The sequence below is a fragment of the Streptomyces niveus genome (assembly GCF_001723055.1).
GTDB lineage: Bacteria > Actinomycetota > Actinomycetes > Streptomycetales > Streptomycetaceae > Streptomyces > Streptomyces niveus.
In genome coordinates this window covers 1-23,040 of record NZ_MDCR01000122.1, presented here as the reverse complement: position 1 = coordinate 23,040, position 23,040 = coordinate 1, and the positions used below count along the sequence as shown (strand labels likewise).

Annotated in this window: 18 protein-coding genes and 1 tRNA gene; 12 read left to right on the top strand and 7 right to left on the bottom strand. The window is 69.2% G+C overall.

The window, feature by feature from the left end:
- On the bottom strand, window positions 1-974 hold a 974-nt coding region (locus BHU15_RS15925), incomplete at its 3' end, for a lytic transglycosylase domain-containing protein (protein WP_141726829.1).
- Window positions 975-1,269: 295 nt separating this feature from the next.
- On the opposite strand from BHU15_RS15925, the gene BHU15_RS15920 reads away from it, so the two are divergent.
- Entirely contained in the window at window positions 1,270-2,121 is an 852-nt protein-coding gene (locus tag BHU15_RS15920) for a DUF4184 family protein (protein WP_069627794.1), read from the top strand.
- A gap of 47 nt (window positions 2,122-2,168) precedes the next feature.
- Here BHU15_RS15920 and polA read toward each other — a convergent pair whose 3' ends face one another.
- Window positions 2,169-4,880, bottom strand: coding sequence for a DNA polymerase I (gene polA / locus BHU15_RS15915; RefSeq protein ID WP_069627793.1), 2,712 nt, complete (start codon window positions 4,878-4,880; stop codon window positions 2,169-2,171).
- Between the two features lie 121 nt (window positions 4,881-5,001).
- On the opposite strand from polA, the gene BHU15_RS15910 reads away from it, so the two are divergent.
- The 8 genes from BHU15_RS15910 (at window position 5,002) to BHU15_RS15875 (ending at window position 14,792) form a co-directional block, all read left to right on the top strand.
- A complete protein-coding gene (locus tag BHU15_RS15910; protein WP_069627792.1) occupies window positions 5,002-7,305 on the top strand; it encodes an FdhF/YdeP family oxidoreductase in 2,304 nt (767 codons plus the stop codon).
- 102 nt (window positions 7,306-7,407) lie between these two features.
- A complete protein-coding gene (locus tag BHU15_RS15905) occupies window positions 7,408-7,908 on the top strand; it encodes a PaaI family thioesterase (protein WP_023542465.1) in 501 nt (166 codons plus the stop codon).
- A 316-nt stretch (window positions 7,909-8,224) separates the two neighbouring features.
- Window positions 8,225-8,821 (top strand): hypothetical protein, encoded by a 597-nt coding sequence (locus tag BHU15_RS15900; protein ID WP_069627791.1) that lies wholly within the window; start codon window positions 8,225-8,227, stop codon window positions 8,819-8,821.
- A 269-nt stretch (window positions 8,822-9,090) separates the two neighbouring features.
- The gene (locus BHU15_RS15895; RefSeq protein WP_031231954.1) at window positions 9,091-10,329 is read left to right on the top strand and encodes a branched-chain amino acid ABC transporter substrate-binding protein; all 1,239 of its coding nucleotides are present in this window, start codon (window positions 9,091-9,093) and stop codon (window positions 10,327-10,329) included.
- A 103-nt stretch (window positions 10,330-10,432) separates the two neighbouring features.
- Window positions 10,433-11,362, top strand: a complete 930-nt coding sequence (locus tag BHU15_RS15890; RefSeq protein ID WP_023542462.1) for a branched-chain amino acid ABC transporter permease — start codon at window positions 10,433-10,435, stop codon at window positions 11,360-11,362.
- Between the two features lie 5 nt (window positions 11,363-11,367).
- A complete protein-coding gene (locus tag BHU15_RS15885; protein WP_069627790.1) occupies window positions 11,368-13,164 on the top strand; it encodes a branched-chain amino acid ABC transporter permease in 1,797 nt (598 codons plus the stop codon).
- A gap of 6 nt (window positions 13,165-13,170) precedes the next feature.
- Entirely contained in the window at window positions 13,171-14,079 is a 909-nt protein-coding gene (locus BHU15_RS15880; protein ID WP_069627789.1) for an ABC transporter ATP-binding protein, read from the top strand.
- Window positions 14,076-14,792, top strand: coding sequence for an ABC transporter ATP-binding protein (locus BHU15_RS15875; RefSeq protein WP_069627788.1), 717 nt, complete (start codon window positions 14,076-14,078; stop codon window positions 14,790-14,792). Before BHU15_RS15880 ends, BHU15_RS15875 begins: the two co-directional genes overlap by 4 nt.
- A gap of 63 nt (window positions 14,793-14,855) precedes the next feature.
- Here the strand turns inward: BHU15_RS15875 and BHU15_RS15870 are convergent, their stop codons facing one another.
- On the bottom strand, window positions 14,856-15,509 hold the full coding sequence (locus BHU15_RS15870) for an ANTAR domain-containing response regulator (RefSeq protein ID WP_069627787.1): 654 nt from the start codon (window positions 15,507-15,509) through the stop codon (window positions 14,856-14,858).
- A gap of 100 nt (window positions 15,510-15,609) precedes the next feature.
- On the opposite strand from BHU15_RS15870, the gene BHU15_RS15865 reads away from it, so the two are divergent.
- Both BHU15_RS15865 and BHU15_RS15860 read left to right on the top strand, forming a co-directional pair.
- A tRNA-Leu gene (locus BHU15_RS15865) sits at window positions 15,610-15,682 on the top strand.
- A gap of 111 nt (window positions 15,683-15,793) precedes the next feature.
- Window positions 15,794-16,537: a hypothetical protein gene (locus BHU15_RS15860; protein ID WP_069627786.1), complete on the top strand. Its 744-nt coding sequence runs from the start codon at window positions 15,794-15,796 to the stop codon at window positions 16,535-16,537.
- A 21-nt stretch (window positions 16,538-16,558) separates the two neighbouring features.
- Here the strand turns inward: BHU15_RS15860 and pyk are convergent, their stop codons facing one another.
- Both pyk and BHU15_RS15850 read right to left on the bottom strand, forming a co-directional pair.
- Entirely contained in the window at window positions 16,559-17,992 is a 1,434-nt protein-coding gene (gene pyk / locus BHU15_RS15855; protein WP_023542456.1) for a pyruvate kinase, read from the bottom strand.
- Between the two features lie 124 nt (window positions 17,993-18,116).
- The gene (locus BHU15_RS15850; protein WP_069627785.1) at window positions 18,117-18,827 is read right to left on the bottom strand and encodes an SIMPL domain-containing protein; all 711 of its coding nucleotides are present in this window, start codon (window positions 18,825-18,827) and stop codon (window positions 18,117-18,119) included.
- A gap of 244 nt (window positions 18,828-19,071) precedes the next feature.
- Between BHU15_RS15850 and BHU15_RS15845 the strand changes: the two genes are divergently transcribed.
- Window positions 19,072-20,883 carry a bifunctional metallophosphatase/5'-nucleotidase gene (locus BHU15_RS15845; protein ID WP_069627784.1) on the top strand — a complete coding sequence of 604 codons (1,812 nt, stop codon included), beginning with the start codon at window positions 19,072-19,074 and terminating at the stop codon, window positions 20,881-20,883.
- 75 nt (window positions 20,884-20,958) lie between these two features.
- Here BHU15_RS15845 and BHU15_RS15840 read toward each other — a convergent pair whose 3' ends face one another.
- Both BHU15_RS15840 and BHU15_RS15835 read right to left on the bottom strand, forming a co-directional pair.
- Window positions 20,959-22,371, bottom strand: coding sequence for a lysine N(6)-hydroxylase/L-ornithine N(5)-oxygenase family protein (locus BHU15_RS15840; RefSeq protein WP_069627783.1), 1,413 nt, complete (start codon window positions 22,369-22,371; stop codon window positions 20,959-20,961).
- 213 nt (window positions 22,372-22,584) lie between these two features.
- On the bottom strand, window positions 22,585-23,040 hold a 456-nt coding region (locus BHU15_RS15835), incomplete at its 5' end, for an ERAP1-like C-terminal domain-containing protein (protein ID WP_171908378.1).

Sequence of the window (23,040 nt, the reverse complement as noted above, 5' to 3'; positions counted from 1 at the left end):
GTCGGCGGCTTCGTGGGAGGTGTCGTCGGCGGCTTCGTGGCCGGCGGCTTGGGGGGCTTCGGCGGGTTGGTCGTCGGCGACTCGCCGGGGCTCGGCGAGGTGGTCGGGCCGGGGCTGGGCGAGTTGCTGGGGCCGCCCGGGTTCAGCGGACCGGGGCCCTCGGGCAGCACACCCGTACCGTCCGGCACCTCGTGGCTGCCGCGCTTGTAGTACTCCAGCCAGGACAGGACCGTCGCCAGATACTCCCGCGAGCGGTTGTAACTGAGGATCGCCTGGTCGAGGTTGGACTTCAGCGACAGGTCGCGATTGTTGGCGCAAAGATAGCGGCCGGCGGCCAGCGCCGCGTCGAAGATGTTGTTCGGGTCCTTGCGGCCGTCGCCGTTGGCGTCCTGACCCCAGGTCGCCCACGTCGACGGGATGAACTGCATGGGGCCCACGGCACGGTCGTGGGTCTTGTCGCCGTCGTAGGCGCCGTTGTCGGTGTCGGAGATGTTGGCGAAGCCGACACCGTTCAGCACCGGGCCCAGGATCGGCGTGAACGTGGTGCCGTTGTCGTCGACCCGGCCGCCGCGCGCCTGGCCCGACTCGACCTTGCCGATCGCCGCGAGGAGCTGCCACGGCAGGTTGCAGCCGGGGTTGGTGACCCCGAGGCGCTGCTCGGCCTGCTTGTACGCGGACAGCACCGTGGCGGGTATCCCGGCCTCGGCAGCGCCCCCCAGGTCCGGCAGGTCGATCGAAGTGCCGGGCTTGTCGGGGGTGTTCAGCGGCGGGAGGTCCGTGTGGTACGAGGAATCCCCGCTGGCGGAGTCCGGGCTCTCGTCCGGCACGCTCGATCCGGACGCCTGCTTTCCGTTGCCACCGCCGCCGGGGACGATCGCGGGGGCCTGCGAGGCGGAGAGTGCGGCGACCGCGAGTGCGGCGACCGCGGTGGTGGTCGCCCCTCTGCGGAGCCGGCGGCCGAATTGCGCTGCCATACGTCTGGTCCCTCCCGGTGAACGGCTGTTCGCGCTCCCCAGCGCGAGGACTCAGGCGACCCTACGGCAACTACCTGTGCGCGCACACGGGTCGGTGACCGCTTTTCACCGGTTCGCCACCTCCCGGCCTCCCCCAGGTCGAACCGGTGGCCGAGAACGTGCGTCCTTCATACTGATCCGACTGACTCCGTGCCAGGTGGGCGTGTTCCCGCCTGAGCGAACAGGCCGAACCGATCGACCTGATCGCGTCGGTGGAGCTGATCGCACGACGACGACACGCCCCAGGGGGACGGCCTTGCCTTTCACGCTGAGCCACGCGGCGGCGGTGCTGCCGGGCATCCGCAGGAACGGCACGGCACGCGGGCCGTTGCTCGCCTCCGCCCTGGTCGCCGGGTCGATGGCGCCCGACATGACGTACTTCGCCGCGACCGCCGTGCCCGAGGCCATGGAGTTCGGCGAGGTGACGCACGGGATCGTGGGTCTGTTCACCGCCGATGTCGTCATCGCCGCGGCTCTGGTGGGTCTCTGGCTGATGCTGCGTGAGCCGCTGGTGGCACTGTTGCCCGGCGCCTGGCAGGGGCGGATCCACGCCTTCGTACGAGGTCCCGACCGGCGTGCGGAACGGCGGGCGGCGCTCGCCGCGCGGTTCTGTCTCTCGGCGGTGCTCGGCGCGTCCACCCATGTGGTGTGGGACGCGTTCACGCACTTCGACCGGTGGGGCACCCGGATGGTGCCCGCGTTGGAGGAGATCGTCGCGGGCTTCCCGCTGTACACGTACACGCAGTACGGCAGTTCGGCCCTGGCGCTCGTGGCGCTCTGCTGGTTCACCGTCACCGCCGTGCGCCGGCTGCCCCGTACTCCCGCGCCGGCCTCGGTGCCGGTGCTCCTGCGGCGCGAACGCGCCCTCGCGCACGCCGTGCTGGCGGGGTGCGTGCTGCTCGGCATGGCGCACCGGTTCACCCGCTGGTACGCCTACCACGGGCAAGTCTCCACGCCGTTGGACGTCATCCCGACGCTCTGCTTCGGCGCCGGTGCGGGCCTGGCCCTCGGACTCGTCCTGTACGGCGCGGGGATGCGGCTGCGCGCCGCCCGTACGAAGCCGGTGGCCCCCGCCGCCCCCGACCGCTCCCGTACGGAATCGCGCTGATCCCGTACGAGAAGCGGTACGGCTGACGAGGGCCGGCCGGCCCGCCGTCAGTGGGCGGCCGAGTCCCAGTCCGGTCCCACGCCCACGGAGATGTCCAGCGGCGCCCGCAGCTCCGTCGCCCCGGCCATCTCGCGGATCACCAGCTCCTCCACCCGCTCCCGCTCGCCGGGGGCGATCTCCAGCACGATTTCGTCGTGGACCTGGAGGAGCATGCGCGAGGTCAGCCCGGCCCCGGTCAGCGCCTTGTCGACCCGCAGCATGGCCACCTTGACGATGTCGGCGGCCGTGCCCTGGATCGGGGCGTTGAGCGCCATCCGCTCGGCCATCTCGCGGCGTTGGCGGTTGTCGCTGTTGAGGTCGGGCAGATAGCGGCGGCGGCCGAGCATCGTCTCCGTGTAGCCCGTGGCCCTGGCCTCCTCGACCGCGCGCTGGAGATAGTCCCGTACGCCGCCGAAGCGCTCGAAGAACGTGTCCATCAGACCGCGTGCCTCCGCCGCCTCGATGTTCAGCTGCTGGGAGAGGCCGAACGCCGAGAGGCCGTAGGCCAGTCCGTACGACATCGCCTTGATCTTGCGGCGCATGTCGGGGGTGACATCGGCGCGCTCGACACCGAACACCTGGGAGGCGACGGTCGTGTGCAGGTCCTCGCCGGAGGTGAACGCCTCGATCAGACCGGCGTCCTCGGACAGATGCGCCATGACGCGCAGCTCGATCTGGCTGTAGTCGGCGGTCATCAGCGACTCGTAGCCCTCGCCGACGACGAAGCCGCGGCGGATCGCGCGGCCCTCGTCGGTGCGCACCGGCACGTTCTGCAGGTTGGGGTCGGTGGACGAGAGCCGGCCGGTGGCCGCGACCGTCTGACTGAAGGTGGTGTGGATACGGCCGTCGGCCGCGATCATCTTGACCAGGCCCTCGACGGTGACCCGGAGCCTGGCCTGCTCGCGGTGGCGCAGCATCAGGACGGGCAGTTCGTGCTCGGTCTGCGCGGCGAGCCACGCCAGCGCGTCGGCGTCCGTCGTGTAACCGGTCTTGGTCTTCTTGGTCTTGGGCAGATTCAGCTCGCCGAAGAGGACTTCCTGGAGCTGCTTGGGCGAGCCGAGGTTGAACTCGTGCCCGACGGACGCGTGCGCCTCCTTCACCGCCTGCTGGACGGCGGCGGCGAACTGCTCCTCCAGGGTGACCAGATGGGGCTGGTCGGCCGAGATGCCGTTGCGCTCCAGCTTGGCGAGGAGCGCGGAGGTCGGCAGCTCGATGTCCTGGAGCAGTTCGGTGGCGCCGACCTCGGCCAGCCGGCCGGTGAACGCGACGCCGAGGTCGAGGATGGCGCGCGCCTGTGTCATCAGCGCGTCCGCCTCGGCCTGGTCGTCGCTGCCGAAGGCGAGCTGTCCGTCGTTCGCGGCGGCCGGAGCCAGCTCGCGTCCGAGGTACTCGACGGCGAGGGCGTCGAGCGCGAAGGAGCGGCGGCCGGGCTTGACCAGATACGCGGCGAGAGCGGTGTCCATGGTGACCCCGCCGATCCGCCAGCCGTGCTCGGGGGCGACCCGCATGGCGCTCTTGGCGTTGTGCAGCACCTTGGGGTGGTCCGCCGAGGCGAGCCAGCTGCCGAAGGCCTTCTCGTCGGCCTCGTCGAGCTGCGTGGTGTCGAACCAGGCGGCGGCGCCGTCGGCCGCGGCCAGCGCGACCTCGCCGATGCTGCCCGTGCCGAGCGCCCAGGTGTCCACGAGAGCGACGCCCAGCGGCTCGTCGCCGTGCTCGGCCAGCCAGGGAGCCAGCTCGCCGGAGGCCAGGACCGTGCCGTCCAGCTCGATTCCCGCCTCGGGGGCCGGGGCCTCGTCCTCGACGGCGCCGGGGTCGACGGCGAGCAGCCGCTCGCGCAGGCTCGGGTTGCGGATCTCCAGCACTTCGAGGAATCCGGTGAGGGCCGTGCGGTCGTACGGGGCGCGCTCCAGGTCCTGCGGGGTCTTCGTCAGCTCGACGGTGCGCACCAGTTCGGTGAGATGACGGTTGAGCTTGACCGAGTCCAGGTGCTCGCGCAGGCTCTCGCCGACCTTGCCCTTGACCTCGTCGGCGCGCTCCACCAGATCGGCGAGGGAACCGAACTGGTTGATCCACTTCGCGGCCGTCTTCTCGCCGACCTTGGGAATGCTGGGGAGATTGTCCGACGGGTCGCCGCGCAGCGCGGCGAAGTCCGGATACTGCGCCGGCGTCAGCCCGTACTTCTCGTACACCTTCTCCGGGGTGAACCGGGTCAGCTCGGAGACGCCCTTGGTGGGATACAGCACCGTGGTGTGCTCGGTGATGAGCTGGAAGGAGTCCCGGTCGCCGGTGACGATGAGAACCTCGAAGCCGGCCTCCTCGGCCTGCGTGGCGAGGGTGGCGATGACGTCGTCCGCCTCGAAGCCCTCGATCGCGAACCGGTGCGCGTGCATCGCGTCCAGCAGCTCGCCGATCAGCTCGACCTGGCCCTTGAACTCGTCGGGCGTCTTGGAGCGGTTCGCCTTGTACTCGGGGAACTCCTCCGAGCGCCACGTCTTGCGCGAGACGTCGAAGGCCACCGCGAAGTGCGTGGGCACCTCGTCACGCAGGGTGTTCGCCAGCATCGACGCGAAGCCGTAGACGGCGTTGGTCGGCTGGCCGGAGGCGGTGGTGAAATTCTCCGCGGGCAGCGCGAAGAACGCCCGGTACGCCATGGAGTGCCCGTCCATGAGGAGCAGGCGAGGACGGTTGTCTGCGGTCTTCTTCGATGCTGTCTCAGCCACGTACCCGATCCTGCCACGCCGCACTGACAATCCCGACCCGGCCACTCCTCCCCGACGTGCTGTCGGCGGTGCGTGACAGGATCGGGGGGCGAGTGACGACGTACGAGTTAGGGAGAGCGTGATGGCCAGCAAGCCGCCCTCAGGTGATCCGGTCCAGGACGCCCCACGGGTCGCCGCCCCGCGCGACAGCGCCGCCGGACTGCCGGCCGTGGCACATTCGCTGCGCGTCGCCCAGCAGCAGATGGGGGTGACCCGGGCCGCGCGGACACTGCTCAAGGTCAACCAGAAGGACGGCTTCGACTGTCCGGGCTGCGCCTGGCCGGAGGGCGACCACCGGCACACGGCGGAGTTCTGCGAGAACGGCGCGAAGGCCGTCGCCGAGGAGGCGACGCTGCGCCGGGTGACGCCGGACTTCTTCGCCGCGCACCCGGTGGCCGACCTGGCGACGCGCAGTGGCTACTGGCTGGGCCAGCAGGGCCGGATCACCCAGCCGATGCTCCTGGAGCGCGGTGCCGCCGGCGGCACCGCCGGCGGGGACCGGTACGAACCGGTCAGCTGGGAGCGCGCGTTCGCGATCATCGCCGAGGAACTGACCGCGCTGGACTCCCCCGACGAGGCGCTCTTCTACACCTCGGGCCGCACCAGCAACGAGGCGGCCTTCCTGCTCCAGCTGTTCGCCCGCGAGTTCGGCACGAACAATCTGCCCGACTGCTCCAACATGTGCCACGAGTCGTCCGGTTCGGCGCTCGCCGAGACCCTGGGCGTCGGCAAGGGCAGCGTGTCCCTGGAGGACATGCACCAGGCCGACCTCATCATCGTGGCCGGGCAGAACCCGGGGACCAACCACCCCCGGATGCTCTCCGCCCTGGAGAAGGCCAAGGCGGCGGGCGCGCGGATCATCTCGGTGAACCCGCTGCCCGAGGCCGGCATGGGCCGGTTCAAGAATCCGCAGACCCCGCAGGGCCTGCTCAGGGGCGCGGCGCTGACCGACCTCTTCCTCCAGATCCGGATCGGCGGCGACCAGGCCCTGTTCCGGCTGCTGAACAAGCTGGTCCTCGACGCGGCCGAGAGCGACCCGGCCGCCGTCGACGAGGCGTTCGTCGCCGAACACACCCACGGCTTCGAGGAGTTCACCGCCGCCGCGCGCGCCGCCGACTGGGAGCAGACCCTCGCCGCGACGGGCCTGGAGCGCGCCGACATCGAGCGCGCGCTGGCCATGGTGCTGGCCTCGAAACGCACCATCGTCTGCTGGGCGATGGGCCTCACCCAGCACAAGCACTCCGTCGCGACCATCCGCGAGGTCGTCAACTTCCTTCTGCTGCGCGGCAACATCGGCCGGCCGGGCGCGGGGGTGTGCCCCGTACGCGGACACTCCAACGTCCAGGGCGACCGCACCATGGGCATCTTCGAGCGGCCCGCGCCGGCGTTCCTCGACGCCCTGGACCGGGAGTTCGGGATCACCTCGCCGCGCCACCACGGCTACGACGTCGTACGGGCCATCCGCGCCCTGCGCGACGGCGACGCGAAGGTCTTCTTCGCCATGGGCGGCAACTTCGTGTCGGCGTCCCCCGACACCGAGGTGACCGAGGCGGCGATGCGCACCGCGCGGCTGACCGTGCACGTGTCGACCAAACTCAACCGCTCCCACGCGGTGACCGGCGCGCGTGCCCTGATCCTGCCGACCCTCGGGCGTACCGACAAGGACGTACAGGCGGGCGGCAGGCAGGTGGTGACCGTGGAGGACTCCATGGGCATGGTGCACACCTCGCGCGGCAACCTCACCCCGGCGAGCCCGCACCTGCTGTCCGAGCCGGCGATCGTCACCCGCATGGCGCGCGCCGTCCTCGGTCCGGCGTCACTGACTCCGTGGGAGGAGTTCGAGAAGGACTACGCGTCGATCCGCGACCGCATCTCGCGCGTCGTCCCCGGCTTCGAGGACTTCAACGAACGCGTCGCCGCGCCGGGCGGATTCCAGCTCCCGCACGCCCCGCGCGACGAACGGCGCTTCCCCACCGCCACCGGCAAGGCCAACTTCACGGCCGCGCCCGTCGAGTACCCGGAACTGCCGGCGGGCCGGCTGCTGCTCCAGACGCTGCGCTCGCACGACCAGTACAACACCACGGTCTACGGTCTCGACGACCGCTACCGGGGCATCAGGAACGGCCGCCGCGTCGTCCTGGTCAATCCGGAGGACGCTCGTCAACTGGGCCTGGCCGACGGCTCGTACACGGATCTGGTCAGCGAGTGGCGGGACGGCGTCGAGCGGCGTGCCCGGGGCTTCCGGGTGGTGCACTACCCCACGGCCCGCGGCTGCGCCGCCGCCTACTACCCGGAGACGAACGTGCTGGTGCCGCTGGACTCCACCGCCGACACCAGCAACACCCCGGCGAGCAAGTCCGTCGTGGTGCGCTTCGAGCACCGCTGACGCGGCGCGCCCGCATCCCGACCCATACGTACGGATCACGTACCGCCCCCGCACACCCCACCCAAGCGACCCGCACCACGCAGCCGATCGGAGCCTGACCCCATGGGTGACACCACAGCGAACGAGCAGCCCTCGGCGACGTTCCCGCAGGAGATCATCGACGAGTACGGGCCGGACGAGGTCGACCTGGAGTCGCTCTTCTCCGCCGGGGACCTCGGCGCCCGCATGGGCCTGCGGGTCACCGAGGCGTCGGCCGACCGGGTCGTCGCCACCATGCCCGTGGCGGGCAACACCCAGCCGTACGGGCTGCTGCACGGCGGCGCGTCGGCCGTACTCGCCGAGACCCTCGGCTCCATCGGCGCGATGATGCACGGCGGGCGCGACAAGGTCGCCGTGGGGGTGGATCTCAACTGCACCCATCACCGCGCGGTACGCGAGGGCGTGGTGACGGGTGTCGCCACCCCGGTCCACCGCGGCCGGTCCACCGCGACGTACGAGATCGTGATCACCGACGAGCGGGGCAAGCGGGTGTGCACGGCGCGGCTGACGTGTCTGCTCCAGAGCGGCGACGGCAGCGCGTTCATGAAGCGGAAGGACGCCTGAGGGGCCACCGAGAGGCACCGCCGGGGGACACCGAGGCACACCGGAGGGCTAACCTCAAGGGAGCCTCAAGCGGGCCGGAGGGGGCGGTGAACGGGCTTCGGCCCGCTCCCGGTGACCACTAGGTGAGACGCGTGGCCGTCGTCCGACGGCCGCGAAACATTCCGGTAACGAGAGCCCGTCGAGGCTCCCGCGGGGCGCCGTCCACCGCCGGACCCCGGCGCGGGGAGAGCCAGGTGGGACCCCCGATGGTGACGTTGCGTCACGCTGTGCGGCACGATCCATTGTCCTGCGTCCCGATGCGCATTAGCTTCGCCGCATGAGCGGCATCGGCCCCGTCGAACCGGGCGAGGACACCTACCAGCACCCGGCGGCCCCGGCCGCCGGCGCGACGCCGTCCCGCGTCCGCCACGTCGTGCCCGCGCGCCACCGCCGCAAGGCCGTCCTGGCCGCCGTCGCGACCCTCGCCACGGGCGTGGGCGTGTACGCCGTCAACGCCCCGGAGCCGCCTCCCGCGCCGCCACCGCCCTGGCCCTCGCAGGTGGTTGGCTTCGCGTACGCGGGCGCCTCCCCGGACGACGGGCACGCGGGCGCGTTCACCTTCGGCGTCAGCATCTCGACCGAACCCGGCCGGCGGGTGACCGTCGACGCCATCACCCAGCCGTCGGCGGCCCTGGCCGTCTCGACGGAACCGTCCGCTCCGTTCACCGTGCCCGCCGGGAAGTCCCGCGACGTGACGGTGACCGTCTACGTACTCGACTGCGGGGAAGTACCACGGAACTCCGGACTCCCCTTCCTGGAAGTCACCCTGCGTAACGAAAGGGCCGTCCAGAAACAGAGCCGGATCCTCGGCGGCGGATACCCCGAAGACCTCGGCGCGGCCATCGGCCGAGCGTGCGCCGATCCCGCTCCGTAATCGGCCGATTACCGTTACGGTCCTGCTGGTTCTCAGTATGTGGACTTCCGAACGGTCTCAAATCGCACGCCTTTCCCTTCCCTTACGGGCTTCACCACGCTTCCGTCATAACAAGAGCGTCACATCATGGGCCGCACCTCTGCACCACCCCCACCAGCGCGCTTAGAGTCACGGCCAGTCACCGCGCCACCGGATTACTTTCAGTTCGGTTCCAGCGCTCGACCCGGCTTCTCAATCAGGGACAGCCGTGCCAGGGGAAAGGACTGATCGTGCGTCACCGTTCCTTGTTCATAGTCACCACTGCGGTCACGGTAGGAGCCCTCACGCTTTCGGCTTGCGGCTCCCGCGACGACAGCAGCGAGGGCGGCGGCGGCGGAAAGACGACCGTCGTCATCGGCCTCGACGCGCCGCTGACCGGAGACCTCTCCGCGCTCGGCCAGGGCATCAAGAACTCCGCCGACCTCGCCGTCAAGACGGCCAACAAGAACAACGAAGTCGAAGGCGTCACCTTCAAGCTGGAGTCCCTGGACGACGTGGCCCAGGCCGCGACCGGCCAGCAGAACGCCACCAAGCTTGTCGGCAACCAGGACGTCATGGGCGTGGTCGGCCCCCTGAACTCCGACGTCGGCCAGGCCATGCAGAAGGTCTTCGCCAACGACAACCTGGTCCAGGTGTCGCCCGCCAACACCAACCCCGAGATGACTCAGGGCAAGGACTGGCAGACCGGCAAGAAGGTCCGCGGCTTCGACACCTACTTCCGCACCGCGACCACGGACGCCATCCAGGGCCCGTACGCCGCGCAGTTCATGTTCAACGAGAAGAAGCTCAAGAACGTCTACGTCATCGACGACAAGAAGACGTACGGAGCCGGTCTCGCCGCCACCTTCTCCACCGAGTTCAAGAAGCTCGGCGGCAAGGTCGTCGGCACCGACCACATCAACCCGGACGACAAGGACTTCTCGTCCGTCGCGAGCAAGGTCGCCCAGACCAAGGCCGACTTCGTCTACTACGGCGGCGAGTACCCGGCCGGCGCCCCGCTGGCCAGCCAGATCAAGAACGCCGGCGCCAAGATACCCACCGTCGGCGGCGACGCCCTCTTCAGCGCCGAGTACATCAAGCTGGGCAAGAAGAACTCCGAAGGCGACTTCGCCAGCTCCGTGGGCGCGCCCCTGGAGACCCTGGACACCGCCAAGAAGTTCATCGCCGACTACTCCGCCGGCGGCTACGACGGCGCGTTCGAGGCGTACGGCGGCTACTCCTACGACTCCACCTGGGCCATCATCCAGGCGGTCAAGGCCGTCGTCGAGAAGAACGACGGCAAGCTGCCCAGCGACGTCAAGGACGCCCGCAAGCAGATCACCGAAGCCATGCAGGACGTCAAGTTCGACGGCGTCACCGGCACCGTCGGCTTCGACGAGTACGGCGACACCATCAACAAGCAGCTCTCCCTCTACGAGGTGAAGGGCGGCAAGCACGTCCCCGTCAAGACGGGCGTGTTCGAGGGCTGATCGGGCTCACCAGCCCTCCCTCCTGAAGGAACTACCACCGCGCGGGGGCGCCACAGCGCCCCCGCGCGGCCGTATCTGACCCCACTCATTCGGAGGCCCCGCGGTGAACGATCTGCCGCAGCAACTTGCCAACGGCCTGCTACTCGGCGCGCTGTACGGACTCATCGCAATCGGTTACACGATGGTCTATGGCATAGTCCAGCTCATCAATTTCGCCCACGGCGAGATATTCATGATCGGCGGCTTCGGTGCGCTGACCGTATTCCTCTGGCTGCCCAGCGGTACCAGCCTGCTCCTCGCACTGCCCCTCATGATCCTCATGGCGATGGCCTGCTCGGTGCTCGTCGCCGTAGGAGCCGAACGCTTCGCCTACCGGCCGCTGCGGAACGCCCCCAGACTCGCACCACTGATCACCGCGATCGGCCTCTCCATCGCACTCCAGCAAGCCATCTGGGCCTTCTACCCGGACGCCACGAAGTCCCGCCCCTTCCCCGAGTTCGAGGGCGGCAGGCTCGACTTCGGCGCCTTCGCCATCAGCCGCGGTGACCTCTTCCTGCTCATCGCCGCGCCCCTGTGCATGATCACGCTCGGAGTCTTCGTCTCCAAGACCCGCACCGGACGCGCCATGCAGGCCACGTCGCAGGACCCGGACACGGCCAAGCTGATGGGCATCAACACCGACCGCATCATCGTCACCGCGTTCGCCATCGGTGCCGCCTTCGCCGCCATCGCGGCCGTCGCACACGGCCTCAAGTACGGCGAAGTCAACTTCAAGATGGGCTTCATCGCCGGACTCAAGGCCTTCACCGCCGCCGTCCTCGGCGGTATCGGCAACATCTACGGCGCCATGATCGGCGGCCTCGTCCTCGGCCTCGCCGAGGCCATGGCCACCGCCTACATCGAGAACATCCCCGGCATGTCGCAGCTCGGCGGCGGCGCCTGGAAGGACGTGTGGGCCTTCGTCCTCCTCATCCTCGTACTGCTGCTGAGGCCACAAGGTCTACTCGGCGCACGCGTCTCGGACAGGGCGTGATACCGATGACCACCACCACGACGAAAAAGAACACCGCGGCCCCCGCACCCCGTCCCGGCCGCCCCGTCATCGGCCTCCCGGCGTCGGCGGCCGGCCTCGGCGCCGCGATCGGCGCCGTCGCGACCTTCGCGAGCACCTTCCTCGCCTGGACCTGGACCGCCGAATTCCCCGGCGACCTCACGGTCACCGGCTACCCCGGCGGCCTCCAGCTGCTCACCCTCACCGGTGCGCTGCTGACGCTGGTCTTCGTCGTCGCGGGCTACGGCGTACGCGGCCTCGGCTGGCTCACCCCCGGCGGCAAGAACGGCCCCGTCCTCCTCTTCGCCCTCGGCACGTTCGCCACCACCTGGTACACGGTCATCGCGATCGCCGTGAAACTCGGCGGACTCGCCAACCTCGAACCGGGCGGCTACGTCGCCGCCGCCGCCTCGCTCCTCACCCTCGTCGCCGCCCTCGGGCTCCCCGGCGACGTCGCGGGCGACCACGACAACCCCAACGTCTGGCAGCGGTTCGTCCAGTCCTTCAAGGCCCCCACACCCAAGGAAGCCACCGCGCTCCCCGGCTGGGCCGAGATCCTCATCATCGCCGCCGCCTTCGGGCTCGGCCTCTTCGTCTTCACCTACGGCATCGACACCGAGGCCGCCGAACTCTTCATCGGCTACATCCTCCTCGTCGCCTTCGGCGCCACCGCCATCTCCCGCGCCGGCCTCAACCGCCGGCTCGCGGGCCTCACCTCCAAGCACAAGAACGTGACCGTGACCGCGGCGTTCGTCTCCGCGTTCGCCTTCCCGTTCACCCAGAGCAACGACGCGTACGCCTCCATCGGTACGAACATCCTGATCTTCGCCACCGTCGCGCTCGGACTCAACGTCGTCGTCGGCCTCGCCGGCCTGCTCGACCTCGGATACGTCGCCTTCCTCGGCGTCGGCGCCTACACGGCCGCCCTCGTCTCCGGATCGCCGTCGTCCACCATCGGCATCCAGCTCCCGTTCTGGGCCGCCGTCCTCTGCGGCGCCGGCGCCTCGCTGATCTTCGGCGTCGTCATCGGCGCGCCGACCCTGCGACTGCACGGCGACTACCTGGCCATCGTGACCCTCGGCTTCGGTGAGATCTTCCGCATCACCATGCAGAACCTCGACGGATCGTCGGGCCCGGACGTCACCAACGGCTCCAACGGCATCCCCAACATCCCCGACCTGGACCTCTTCGGGTTCAACCTCGGCGAACCACATACGATCCTCGGCGTCGAACTCGGCAGATTCTCCAACTACTACCTGCTGATGCTGCTGTTCACCATCATCGTGGTGACCGTCTTCCGCCGCTCCGACCAGTCGCGCATCGGCCGCGCCTGGGTCGCCATCCGCGAGGACGAGACCGCGGCCAGGGCCATGGGCATCAACGCCTTCCGGCTCAAGCTGCTCGCCTTCGCGCTCGGCGCCACCCTCGCCGGTATGGCCGGCACCGTACAGGCGCACGTGACCTTCACCGTCACCCCCGCCCAGTACAAGTTCGTCGAAGCCGTCCCGCCGAACTCGGCGTTCCTCCTCGCCGCCGTCATCCTCGGCGGCATGGGCACGGTCAGCGGACCCCTCATCGGCGCCTCGCTGCTCTACCTCATCCCGGCGAAGCTCCAGTTCATGTCCGACTACCAGCTGCTGCTCTTCGGCATCGCGCTGATCCTGCTCATGCGATTCCGCCCCGAGGGCCTCATCGCCGACCGCAGGAAGCAGCTCGAATTCCACGAGACCGGTCAACTGGACGCCCCCAAGGGCGATATCGGCCTCAGCAAAGCGGGGGTGTGACCCAGAATGACCACCGACATCGAACCCACCGACGCCGGATCCCCCAAGGCCGCCACCACCACCGGCGCGCCCGTCCTCCAGGCCACCGGCGTCACCAAGAAGTTCGGCGGACTCACCGCCGTACAGAACGTCGATCTCCACGTCAACACCGGCGAGATCGTCGGCCTCATCGGACCCAACGGCGCGGGCAAGACCACCTTCTTCAACTGCCTCACCGGTCTGTACGTCCCCACCGAGGGCACCGTCAGCTACAAGGGCACCGTCCTGCCGCACCAGTCCCACCTGGTCACCAAGGCAGGCATCGCCCGTACGTTCCAGAACATCCGGCTCTTCGCCAACATGACGGTCCTGGAGAACGTCCTCGTCGGACGCCACACCAGGACCAAGGAGGGCCTGTGGTCCGCGCTCCTGCGCGGCCCCGGCTTCAAGAAGGCGGAGAAGGAGTCCGAGGAACGCGCCATGGAACTCCTGGAGTTCACCGGCCTCGCGGCCAAGCGCGACCACCTCGCCCGCAACCTCCCCTACGGAGAACAGCGCAAGCTGGAAATCGCGCGCGCACTCGCCAGCGACCCGGGCCTGCTCCTGCTGGACGAGCCCACCGCCGGCATGAACCCGCAGGAGACCCGCACCACCCAGGACCTGGTCTTCGCGATCCGCGACCAGGGCATCGCCGTACTCGTCATCGAGCACGACATGCGCTTCATCTTCAACCTGTGCGACCGCGTCGCCGTCCTCGTCCAGGGCCAGAAGCTCGTCGAGGGCACCGCCGAGGTCGTCCAGGCCGACGAGCGCGTCGTCGCCGCCTACCTCGGCACCCCCTACGAAGGCGCCCCCGGCGCCGAGGAAGTCTCCGAGGTGGAGGCCGCGGAGGCACACGCGGACAGCACGGCAGGCACAGAAGGAGACACCAAGTGACCGCACTACTGGAGGTGGAGGACCTCAAGGTCGCCTACGGCAAGATCGAAGCCGTCAAGGGCATCTCCTTCAGCGTCGAAGCCGGTCAGATCGTCACGCTCATCGGCACCAACGGCGCCGGCAAGACGACCACGCTGCGCACCCTGTCCGGGCTGCTCAAGCCCTCCGGGGGCCGGATCATCTTCGACGGCCGGCCCCTGAACGGCATCGGCGCGCACAAGATCGTCGCGATGGGCCTGGCGCACTCCCCCGAGGGCCGCAGGATCTTCCCGCGGCTCACGATCGCGGAGAACCTCAAGCTCGGCGCCTTCCTCCGGAAGGACACCGCCGGCATCGAGAAGGACATCAAGCGCGCCTACGAACTGTTCCCGATCCTCGGCGAACGCAGCAAGCAGGCGGCGGGCACCCTCTCCGGCGGCGAGCAGCAGATGCTCGCCATGGGACGGGCGCTGATGTCGCAGCCCAAGCTGCTCATGCTCGACGAGCCGTCCATGGGACTCTCGCCGATCATGATGCAGAAGATCATGGCGACGATCGCCGAACTCAAGTCGCAGGGCACGACGATCCTCCTCGTCGAGCAGAACGCCCAGGCGGCACTGTCACTGGCCGACCAGGGCCATGTGATGGAGGTCGGCAAGGTCGTCCTCTCGGGCACCGGGCAGGACCTGCTGGTGGACGAGTCCGTACGCAAGGCGTACCTGGGCGAGGACTGAACGCCTCTCCTACGTAAGGAGGCCCGCGANNTCGCGGGCCTCCTTACGTAGGTGCCGCCGTGCTCACTGCCCCTTGGCGGCCTTCTTCTCCTCGTCGTCCTGGATGACGGCCTCGGCGACCTGCTGCATCGACAGCCGCCGGTCCATCGACGTCTTCTGGATCCACCGGAAGGCGGCGGGCTCGGTCAGGCCGTACTGGGTCTGGAGGATCGACTTCGCCCGGTCCACGAGCTTGCGCGTCTCCAGCCGGGTCGTCAGATCGGCGACCTCCCGCTCCAGCGCCTTCAGCTCGGTGAAGCGCGAGACGGCCATCTCGATGGCCGGCACGACGTCGCTCTTGCTGAACGGCTTCACGAGGTACGCCATGGCCCCGGCGTCCCGGGCGCGCTCCACGAGATCGCGCTGCGAGAAGGCGGTGAGCATCAGGACGGGGGCGATGGACTCCTTGGCGATCCGCTCGGCGGCGGAGATGCCGTCGAGGACGGGCATCTTCACATCGAGGATGACAAGATCGGGCCGGTGCTCACGGGCCAGCTCAACGGCACGCTCACCGTCACCGGCCTCGCCCACGACGGAGTAGCCCTCTTCTTCGAGCATCTCCTTCAGGTCGAGACGGATGAGCGCCTCGTCCTCGGCGATGACGACGCGGGTCGTCAGGGGCGGGACATGCGACTTGTCGTCGTCGGCGACGGGCTGGGGCGACTCGGGGGCGGTCACTGAGGCTCCTCGTAACTGGCAGATACTGCTGGGCAAGAGCCTACCTAGCTACGGTATGGTTGGAGCACGGAGGGCCCGTCCCTTCCTTCGTTTCGAAGGAGCCCCGGTAGCCCAGCGGTAGAGGCCATGGATTCAAAACCCATACAGCGTCGGTTCGAATCCGACTCGGGGCACTTTCCCTTCGTTTCCAAGGTTGGCGCGGTTTCCGTCGATCTTCACGTGAACGTGTGACACAGGCGTCGTTTCCGTTCGGCTGACACATAGATCACGTCAAGCTCGGTCGTATGTACGACATGGAGACGCGACGCAGCACGCTGGCGCTCGTCGCCCAAGGCCGCAGCCTCAATTCCGTGAGCAGACGGACCGGTGTGTCGCGTGCGGCGATACGCGCCTGGCGGACCCGCGTCGAGCCCGTGCCGCGCATGGCGCGGGACTGTCCGCGGGGGCCGGCGGACACGGCGGCGTACGCGTATCTCCTCGGGCTCTACCTCGGTGACGGCTGCATCAGCGCGCACTCCCGAGGCGGGCACTACCTGCGCATCGCCTGCGCGGACGCCTGGCCCGGACTGATCCAGCTGTGCCGGGCGGCCATTGTCGCCGTCCGCCCCGGTGTCTCCGTGGCTGTCGTGCGGAAACAGGGATGCGTCATGGTGAGCAGTTACGACCGGCACTGGCCGTGCCTGTTTCCGCAGCACGGCCCCGGCAGGAAGCACGACCGCGCCATCGTGCTCGCCGACTGGCAGCGGGAGATCGTGGGCGCCCACCCGTGGGAGCTGGTCCGCGGGCTCGTCCACTCCGACGGCTGCCGGACCGTGAACTGGACCACCCGCACCGTGGGCGGCGTGACCAGGCGCTACGAGTACCCCCGGTACTTCTTCACGAACAAGTCCGCCGACATCCTGCGCCTGTTCACGGACACGCTCGACGGCCTCGGGGTCGCCTGGACGAGGGCGAACGCCAAGAACGTCTCCGTCGCCAGGCGCGCGTCCGTCGCCCTCATGGACGCCCGCATCGGGCCGAAGCACTGAACAACCCCGGCCCGACAACCGCTACTTCGGGCTGTCGTCCTCGCCCACGTGGTGGACCCGGACCAGGTTCGTGGAGCCCGCGACTCCCGGTGGGGAACCTGCCGTGATCACCACGATGTCGCCCTTGTCGCAGCGGCCGATCCGCAGCAGGTGTTCGTCCACCTGGTCGACCATCGCGTCCGTCGAGTCCACGTGCGGACCGAGGAACGCCTCCACACCCCACGTGAGGTTGAGCTGCGCCTGTGTCGCCGGGTCCGGGGTGAAGGCCAGCAGCGGGATCGGTGAGCGGTAGCGCGAGAGGCGTTTGACCGTGTCGCCGGACTGGGTGAAGGCGACCAGGAACTTCGCGCCGAGGAAGTCGCCCATCTCGGCCGCCGCGCGGGCGACCGCGCCGCCCTGGGTGCGGGGCTTGTTGCGTTCGGTCAGCGGCGGGAGGCCCTTCGCGAGGACGTCCTCCTCCGCCGCCTCCACGATGCGGCTCATCGTGCGGACCGTCTCGACCGGGTACTTGCCGACGCTCGTCTCGCCGGACAGCATCACCGCGTCGGTGCCGTCGATGACGGCGTTGGCGACGTCGGACGCCTCGGCGCGGGTCGGCCGGGAGTTGTCGATCATCGAGTCGAGCATCTGCGTGGCGACGATGACCGGCTTCGCGTTGCGCTTCGCGAGCTTGATCGCGCGCTTCTGGACGATCGGCACCTGCTCCAGCGGCATCTCGACGCCGAGGTCCCCGCGGGCCACCATGATGCCGTCGAACGCGGCGACGATGTCGTCTATGTTCTCCACGGCCTGCGGCTTCTCGACCTTGGCGATGACGGGGACGCGCCGGCCCTCCTCGTCCATGACGCGGTGGACGTCCACGATGTCGCGTCCGCTGCGGACGAAGGAGAGCGCGATGACGTCGGCGCCGATGCGCAGGGCCCAGCGCAGGTCGTCGATGTCCTTCTCGGAGAGCGCGGGGACGGACACCGCGACGCCGGGGAGGTTGAGTCCCTTGTTGTCGGAGACCATGCCGCCTTCGACGACGGTGGTGCGCACGCGCGGTCCGTCGACCTCGGTGACTTCGAGAGTCACCTTGCCGTCGTCCACGAGGATGCGCTCACCGGCGGTGACGTCGTCGGCGAGTCCTTCGTAGGTGGTGCCGCAGGTGTGGCGGTCGCCTTCGAGGGGCTCGACGGTGATGGTGAACTCGTCGCCGCGTTCAAGGAGTACGGGGCCTTCGCGGAAGCGTCCGAGGCGGATCTTCGGGCCTTGAAGGTCGGCGAGGATTCCCACGCTGCGGCCGGTTTCCTCGGCGGCCTTGCGTACGCGCTGGTAGCGCTCCTCGTGATCGGCGTAGCTGCCGTGGCTGAGGTTGAAGCGGGCGACGTCCATTCCGGCCTCGACCAGTGCTTTGATCTGGTCGTACGAGTCGGTGGCGGGCCCGAGGGTACAGACGATTTTTGCTCGGCGCATGATTCGAGACTAAACCTTACCGTCGGGTAGGTAATTGGTCTCACATGACTACTCAACAACCTTTACATGAAGGGTTGTTGACAAGTGTTGAAGTGTGCGCCCGGCCGCTCCGATGAGCGATATTTCAGAGTACGGGAGGGGTCATGGTGAAGCGCGCGTTCACCTGCGCGTAGACGGTCTGGCGCTGCGGTTCGAGATCGAGTGCGGGCGGTGCGCCGGCGGGTTCGGGGGCGCCGCCGTAACCCATGGCGTACGCGGGGGCACGCATCGCGAACGGCGCGGCGTTCTCCGCTCCGATGTCGGCGAGTTCCACGAGAGCGGCGAGGTTCGCGCCGAGCGCCTCCGCGTACTCGCGGGCCCGCTGGACGGCCTCGCGGACCGCCTGCCTGCGTGCTTCGCCGTGGGCCGGTGAGTCGGGGCGCAGCGCCCACCTTGGGCCGGCCACCGTGGTGAGTTCGAGGTCGGCGAGGCGGGTGGTGAGTTCGCCGAGTGCGGTGAAGTCGGCGAGCTGGGCGGTGATGTTGACACGGCCGTGGTAGGCGCGGACGCGTTCGCCGCGGCCGTGCCGGGTGAGTTCGGGGTTGATGGAGAAGGAGCCGGTCACCAGCTTCTCGACGGCGTCGCCGTAGGACTTGATCAGGGTGAGGACGTCGTTGTTGCGGCGGGTGAGGTCGTCGAGGGCGGTGCGCCGGTCGGTGCCGCGCGCGCCGACGGAGATGTCGATGGTGGCGATCTCGGGGTCGAACTCCAGGCGTGCTTCGCCGCGGACGGCGACCCTGGGGGTCTCGGGGGTGCCGTAGGGTGCGGCGCCGGGGGTGGGTGCGTCGGCGGTCACGGGCGGTTTCTCCTTTGTACGGGGGCGAGTTGGGGTGTGGTGTACTGCTCGCTCGGCTGTCCGGTCACTCTGCCATCCGGTTCCCGCTCGGGCACGGCTTTCGGTGGGCATCACGTGGCAGTCACCGGATCGAAACCCGTTGGGGGTGTTCGATTCTTCGTTCCTGCGTCAGAATCTAGCCGCCTTATCTACGCGCGTTGTGCGCCTGGATGACGAGCCGGACGAAGAGATCGAGGGAGTAGCGATGCCGCTGAACCGAAGGACGTTCCTGGAACGGTCCGCCGCCGCCGGAGCCGGTGTGGCGATCGCCGGGGCCGCTTCCGTGCCCGCGGGCGCCCAGGAGCAGGGCGCCGGGCAGGGCCATGGACGTCCGCCGAAGCGGTACTCGTTCACCGTGATGGGCACGACCGACCTGCACGGCAACGTCTTCAACTGGGACTACTTCACGGACAAGGAGTTCGACGACAAGGACCGCAACGACGTCGGACTGGCCAAGATCTCGACGCTGGTGAACCGCGTCCGTAAGGAGAAGGGCCGGGGCAACACCCTGCTCATCGACGCGGGCGACACCATCCAGGGCACTCAGCTCTCGTACTACTACGCCAAGATCGACCCGATCACGGCGAAGCGTGGTCCGGTCCATCCGATGGCGCAGGCGATGAACGCGATCGGCTACGACGCGGCGGCGCTGGGCAACCACGAGTTCAACTACGGCATTCCGGTGCTGCGGAAGTTCGAGGAGCAGTGCCGTTTCCCGCTGCTGGGGGCGAACGCGCTGGACGCGAAGACGCTGCGGCCCGCGTTCCCGCCGTATGTGATCAAGCGGTTGCGGACGCCGCACGGGCGTGATGTGCGGGTGGCGGTGCTGGGGCTGACGAATCCGGGTATCGCGATCTGGGACAAGGTGAACGTCCAGGGCAAGATGACGTTCCCGGGTCTGGAGGAGCAGGCGGCGAAGTGGGTGCCGAAGCTGCGGTCGATGGGCGCGGACGTGGTGATCGTTTCGGCGCACTCGGGGTCGAGCGGTACGTCCTCCTACGGAGATCAGCTGCCGCACATCGAGAACGCGGCGGGTCTGGTGGCCGAGCAGGTGCCGGGTATCGACGCGATCCTGGTCGGGCACGCGCACAGTGAGATTCCCGAGTACCGGGTGACCAACAAGGAGACCGGCAAGGACGTGGTGCTGTCCGAGCCGTTGAAGTGGGGGCAGCGGCTGACGCTGTTCGACTTCGACCTGGTGTGGGAGCGGGGCAGCTGGTCGGTCGAGAAGGTGGGCGCGCAGGTCCTCAACTCCAACACGGTGGAGGAGGACAAGAAGATCACGGGGCTGCTGGAGGACGAGCACCGCAAGGTTGTGGCTTACGTCAACCAGGTCATCGGGACGTCGACGGCCGCGATGACGACGGCCGACGCTCCGTGGAAGGACGAGCCGCTGATCGATCTGATCAACCATGTGCAGGTCGAGACGGTGAAGGCGGGTCTCGCGGGCGGTGAGTGGGCGGCGCTGCCGCTGCTGTCGCAGGCGTCGTGCTTCTCGCGTACGGCGGGGATCCCGGCGGGCGAGGTGACGATCAGGGACGCCGCGGCGCTGTATCCGTTCGAGAACACCCTGGAGGCGCGGGTGTTGACGGGTGCTCAGCTGAAGGACTATCTGGAGTACTCGGCCAGGTACTACGTACAGACGCCCGCGGGCGCGCCGGTGGACACGTCGAAGCTGACGAACGCGGGCAACACCCCGGACTACAACTACGACGTGGTGTCGGGGCTGACGTACGACATCGACATCGCCAAGCCGGCCGGTTCGCGGATCGTGAATCTGTCCTTCGAGGGCAAGGCGCTGGATCCGGCGGCGAAGTTCGTGCTGGCGGTGAACAACTACCGGGCGAGCGGCGGCGGGAACTTCCCGCATGTCGCGGGTGCGCAGCAGGTGTGGGCCAACCCGGACGAGATCCGGAACACGATCATCACGTGGGTGCAGACGGCGAAGACCGTCGACCCGGCGGCGTTCGCCTCGGTGGACTGGAAGCTCACGCGCGACGGCACCCCGGTCTTCTGACTCGTCGCGCGATGACGCGCCGGTGTGGTGCCGTCCCCTCGGCACCGCACCGGCGCAAACCCCGTCCCGAGGTGCTCAGCGCACCTCGGAGAGCGGTACGAGACCTCTGGGCACCGGCACCTGCCGGTGCTTTTCCTGTCCGTCGAGGCCGAAGCTGGTGAACGCGGTGCGGCGGGGCAGCGGGTAGGGCTCGGTGCCGGTGAGCGAGTTGAGGATCGTCGCGCTGCGCCAGGCGGCGAGTCCGAGGTCGGGGGCGCCGACGCCGTGGCTGTGCCGTTCGGCGTTCTGTACGTAGACGGAGCCGGTGACGGAGGGGTCGAGGACCAGCCGGTAGCGGGCGTCGATGCGCGGGCGCTGGGATGTGTCGAGCCGCATGTACGGGTCGAGTCCGGCCAGGAGCCGGCCGAGGGGGCGTTCGCGGTAGCCGGTGGCGAGGACGACGGCGTCCGTGGTGAGGCGGGAGCGGCCGGCCTGTTGGGCGTGTTCCAGGTGGAGTTCGATCCTGGTGGCGCCGACCCGGCCCGCGGTGCGGACGAGGACGCCGGGCGTGAGGACGGCGTCGGGCCAGCGGCCGCGGGTGGTGCGGCGGTACAGCTCGTCGTGGATGGCGGCGATGGTGCCGGCGTCGATGCCTTTGTGGAGCTGCCACTGGCGCGGTACGAGTTCGTCGCGTACCCGTTCGGGCAGTGCGTGGAAGTAGCTGGTGTAGTCGGGGGTGAAGTGCTCCAGTCCGAGTTTGGAGTACTCCATGGGCGCGAACGCCTCGGTACGGGCGAGCCAGTGGAGTTTCTCGGCGCCGGCGGGGCGGGCGCGCAGCAGGTCGAGGAAGACCTCGGCGCCGGACTGGCCGGAGCCGACGACGGTGATGTGCTCGGCTTCGAGGATGCGTTCGCGGTGGGCGAGGTAGTCGGCGGAGTGGATGACGGGGACGGCGGGGGTGTCGGCGAGGAGTTTGAGCGGTTCGGGGATGTGGGGTTCGGTGCCGATGCCGAGGGCGATGTTGCGGGTGTAGGCGCGGCCGAGGGCCTCGACCTCGCCGTCGTGGTCGAGCTGGGTGAAGTCGACCTCGAACAGGGCGCGTTCGGCGTTCCAGCGGACGGCGTCGACCTGGTGGCCGAAGTGGAGTCCGGGGAGTTGTTCGCTGACCCAGCGGCAGTACGCGTCGTACTCGGCGCGCTGGATGTGGAAGCGCTCGGCGAAGTAGAACGGGTACAGCCGCTCGCACGCCCTGAGGTAGTTGAGGAAGGACCAGGGGCTCGCCGGGTCGACGAGGGTCACCAGGTCGGCCAGGAAGGGCACTTGGAGGGTGGCGTCGTCGAGGAGCAGGCCGGGGTGCCAGTGGAAGGCGGGGCGCTGTTCGAAGAAGGTGGCGGCGATGCCTCCGTGGACGCCGTCGGCGAGCGCGGCGAGGGAGAGGTTGAACGGTCCGATGCCGATGCCGACCAGGTCGTGCGGCCGGTCGTGATCGTCTGCTGACAGGTCGGTCATGGAGGGTCCTTCAGGACGGGTGGGCCGGGTGCACCAGGGGGTCCGGGGATCGGTCGGGTGGTGCCCACGGTGCACAACGAGCCGGACCCGGTGGGGGTAGCGGTGTGCGCTGAAGGAGAGTTGACGGGCGTGCGGAGCCGCGTACGCGCGGGGCTCGTGTACGAGAGGAGGGCGGGCCCGGCAACAGGGCCCGCCCTCCTTGCGTACGGAGGGTCAGCCCTCCCGTACCCGCAACGCGCGGCGCAGGTCGTCCAGTTGGTCGACCAGCTTGCGGCGCAGCGCGGGCAGGAGGTCCGCCGCGGACAGGCATTCCTCGCCCAGGCGCAGTGACTCCTCGTCCGCCGCGTGGATCGGGAAGGCGTAGCGTCCGGCGCATTCGGCGATGGCGGGGCCGCGCCGGTCGGCCAGTTCGACGGCGTCGGTGTAGAAGCGGGGGACGTACCGGCGTACGAGGTCGGCCTGTTCGGGCTGCCAGAAGCCCTGGGCGGTGGCGGTGAAGAGGTAGTTGGAGAGGTCGTCGGTGCGGAACATCCGGTCCCAGGCGGCGGCCTTGGCGTCGCCGTCGGGGAGGGCGGCGCGGCAGCGGGCGGCGCCTTCCCGGCCGGTGGCGCTGGGGTCGCGGGTGAGTTCGGCGGCGATGGCGTCGTCGTCGACGGCGCCGAGGACGGC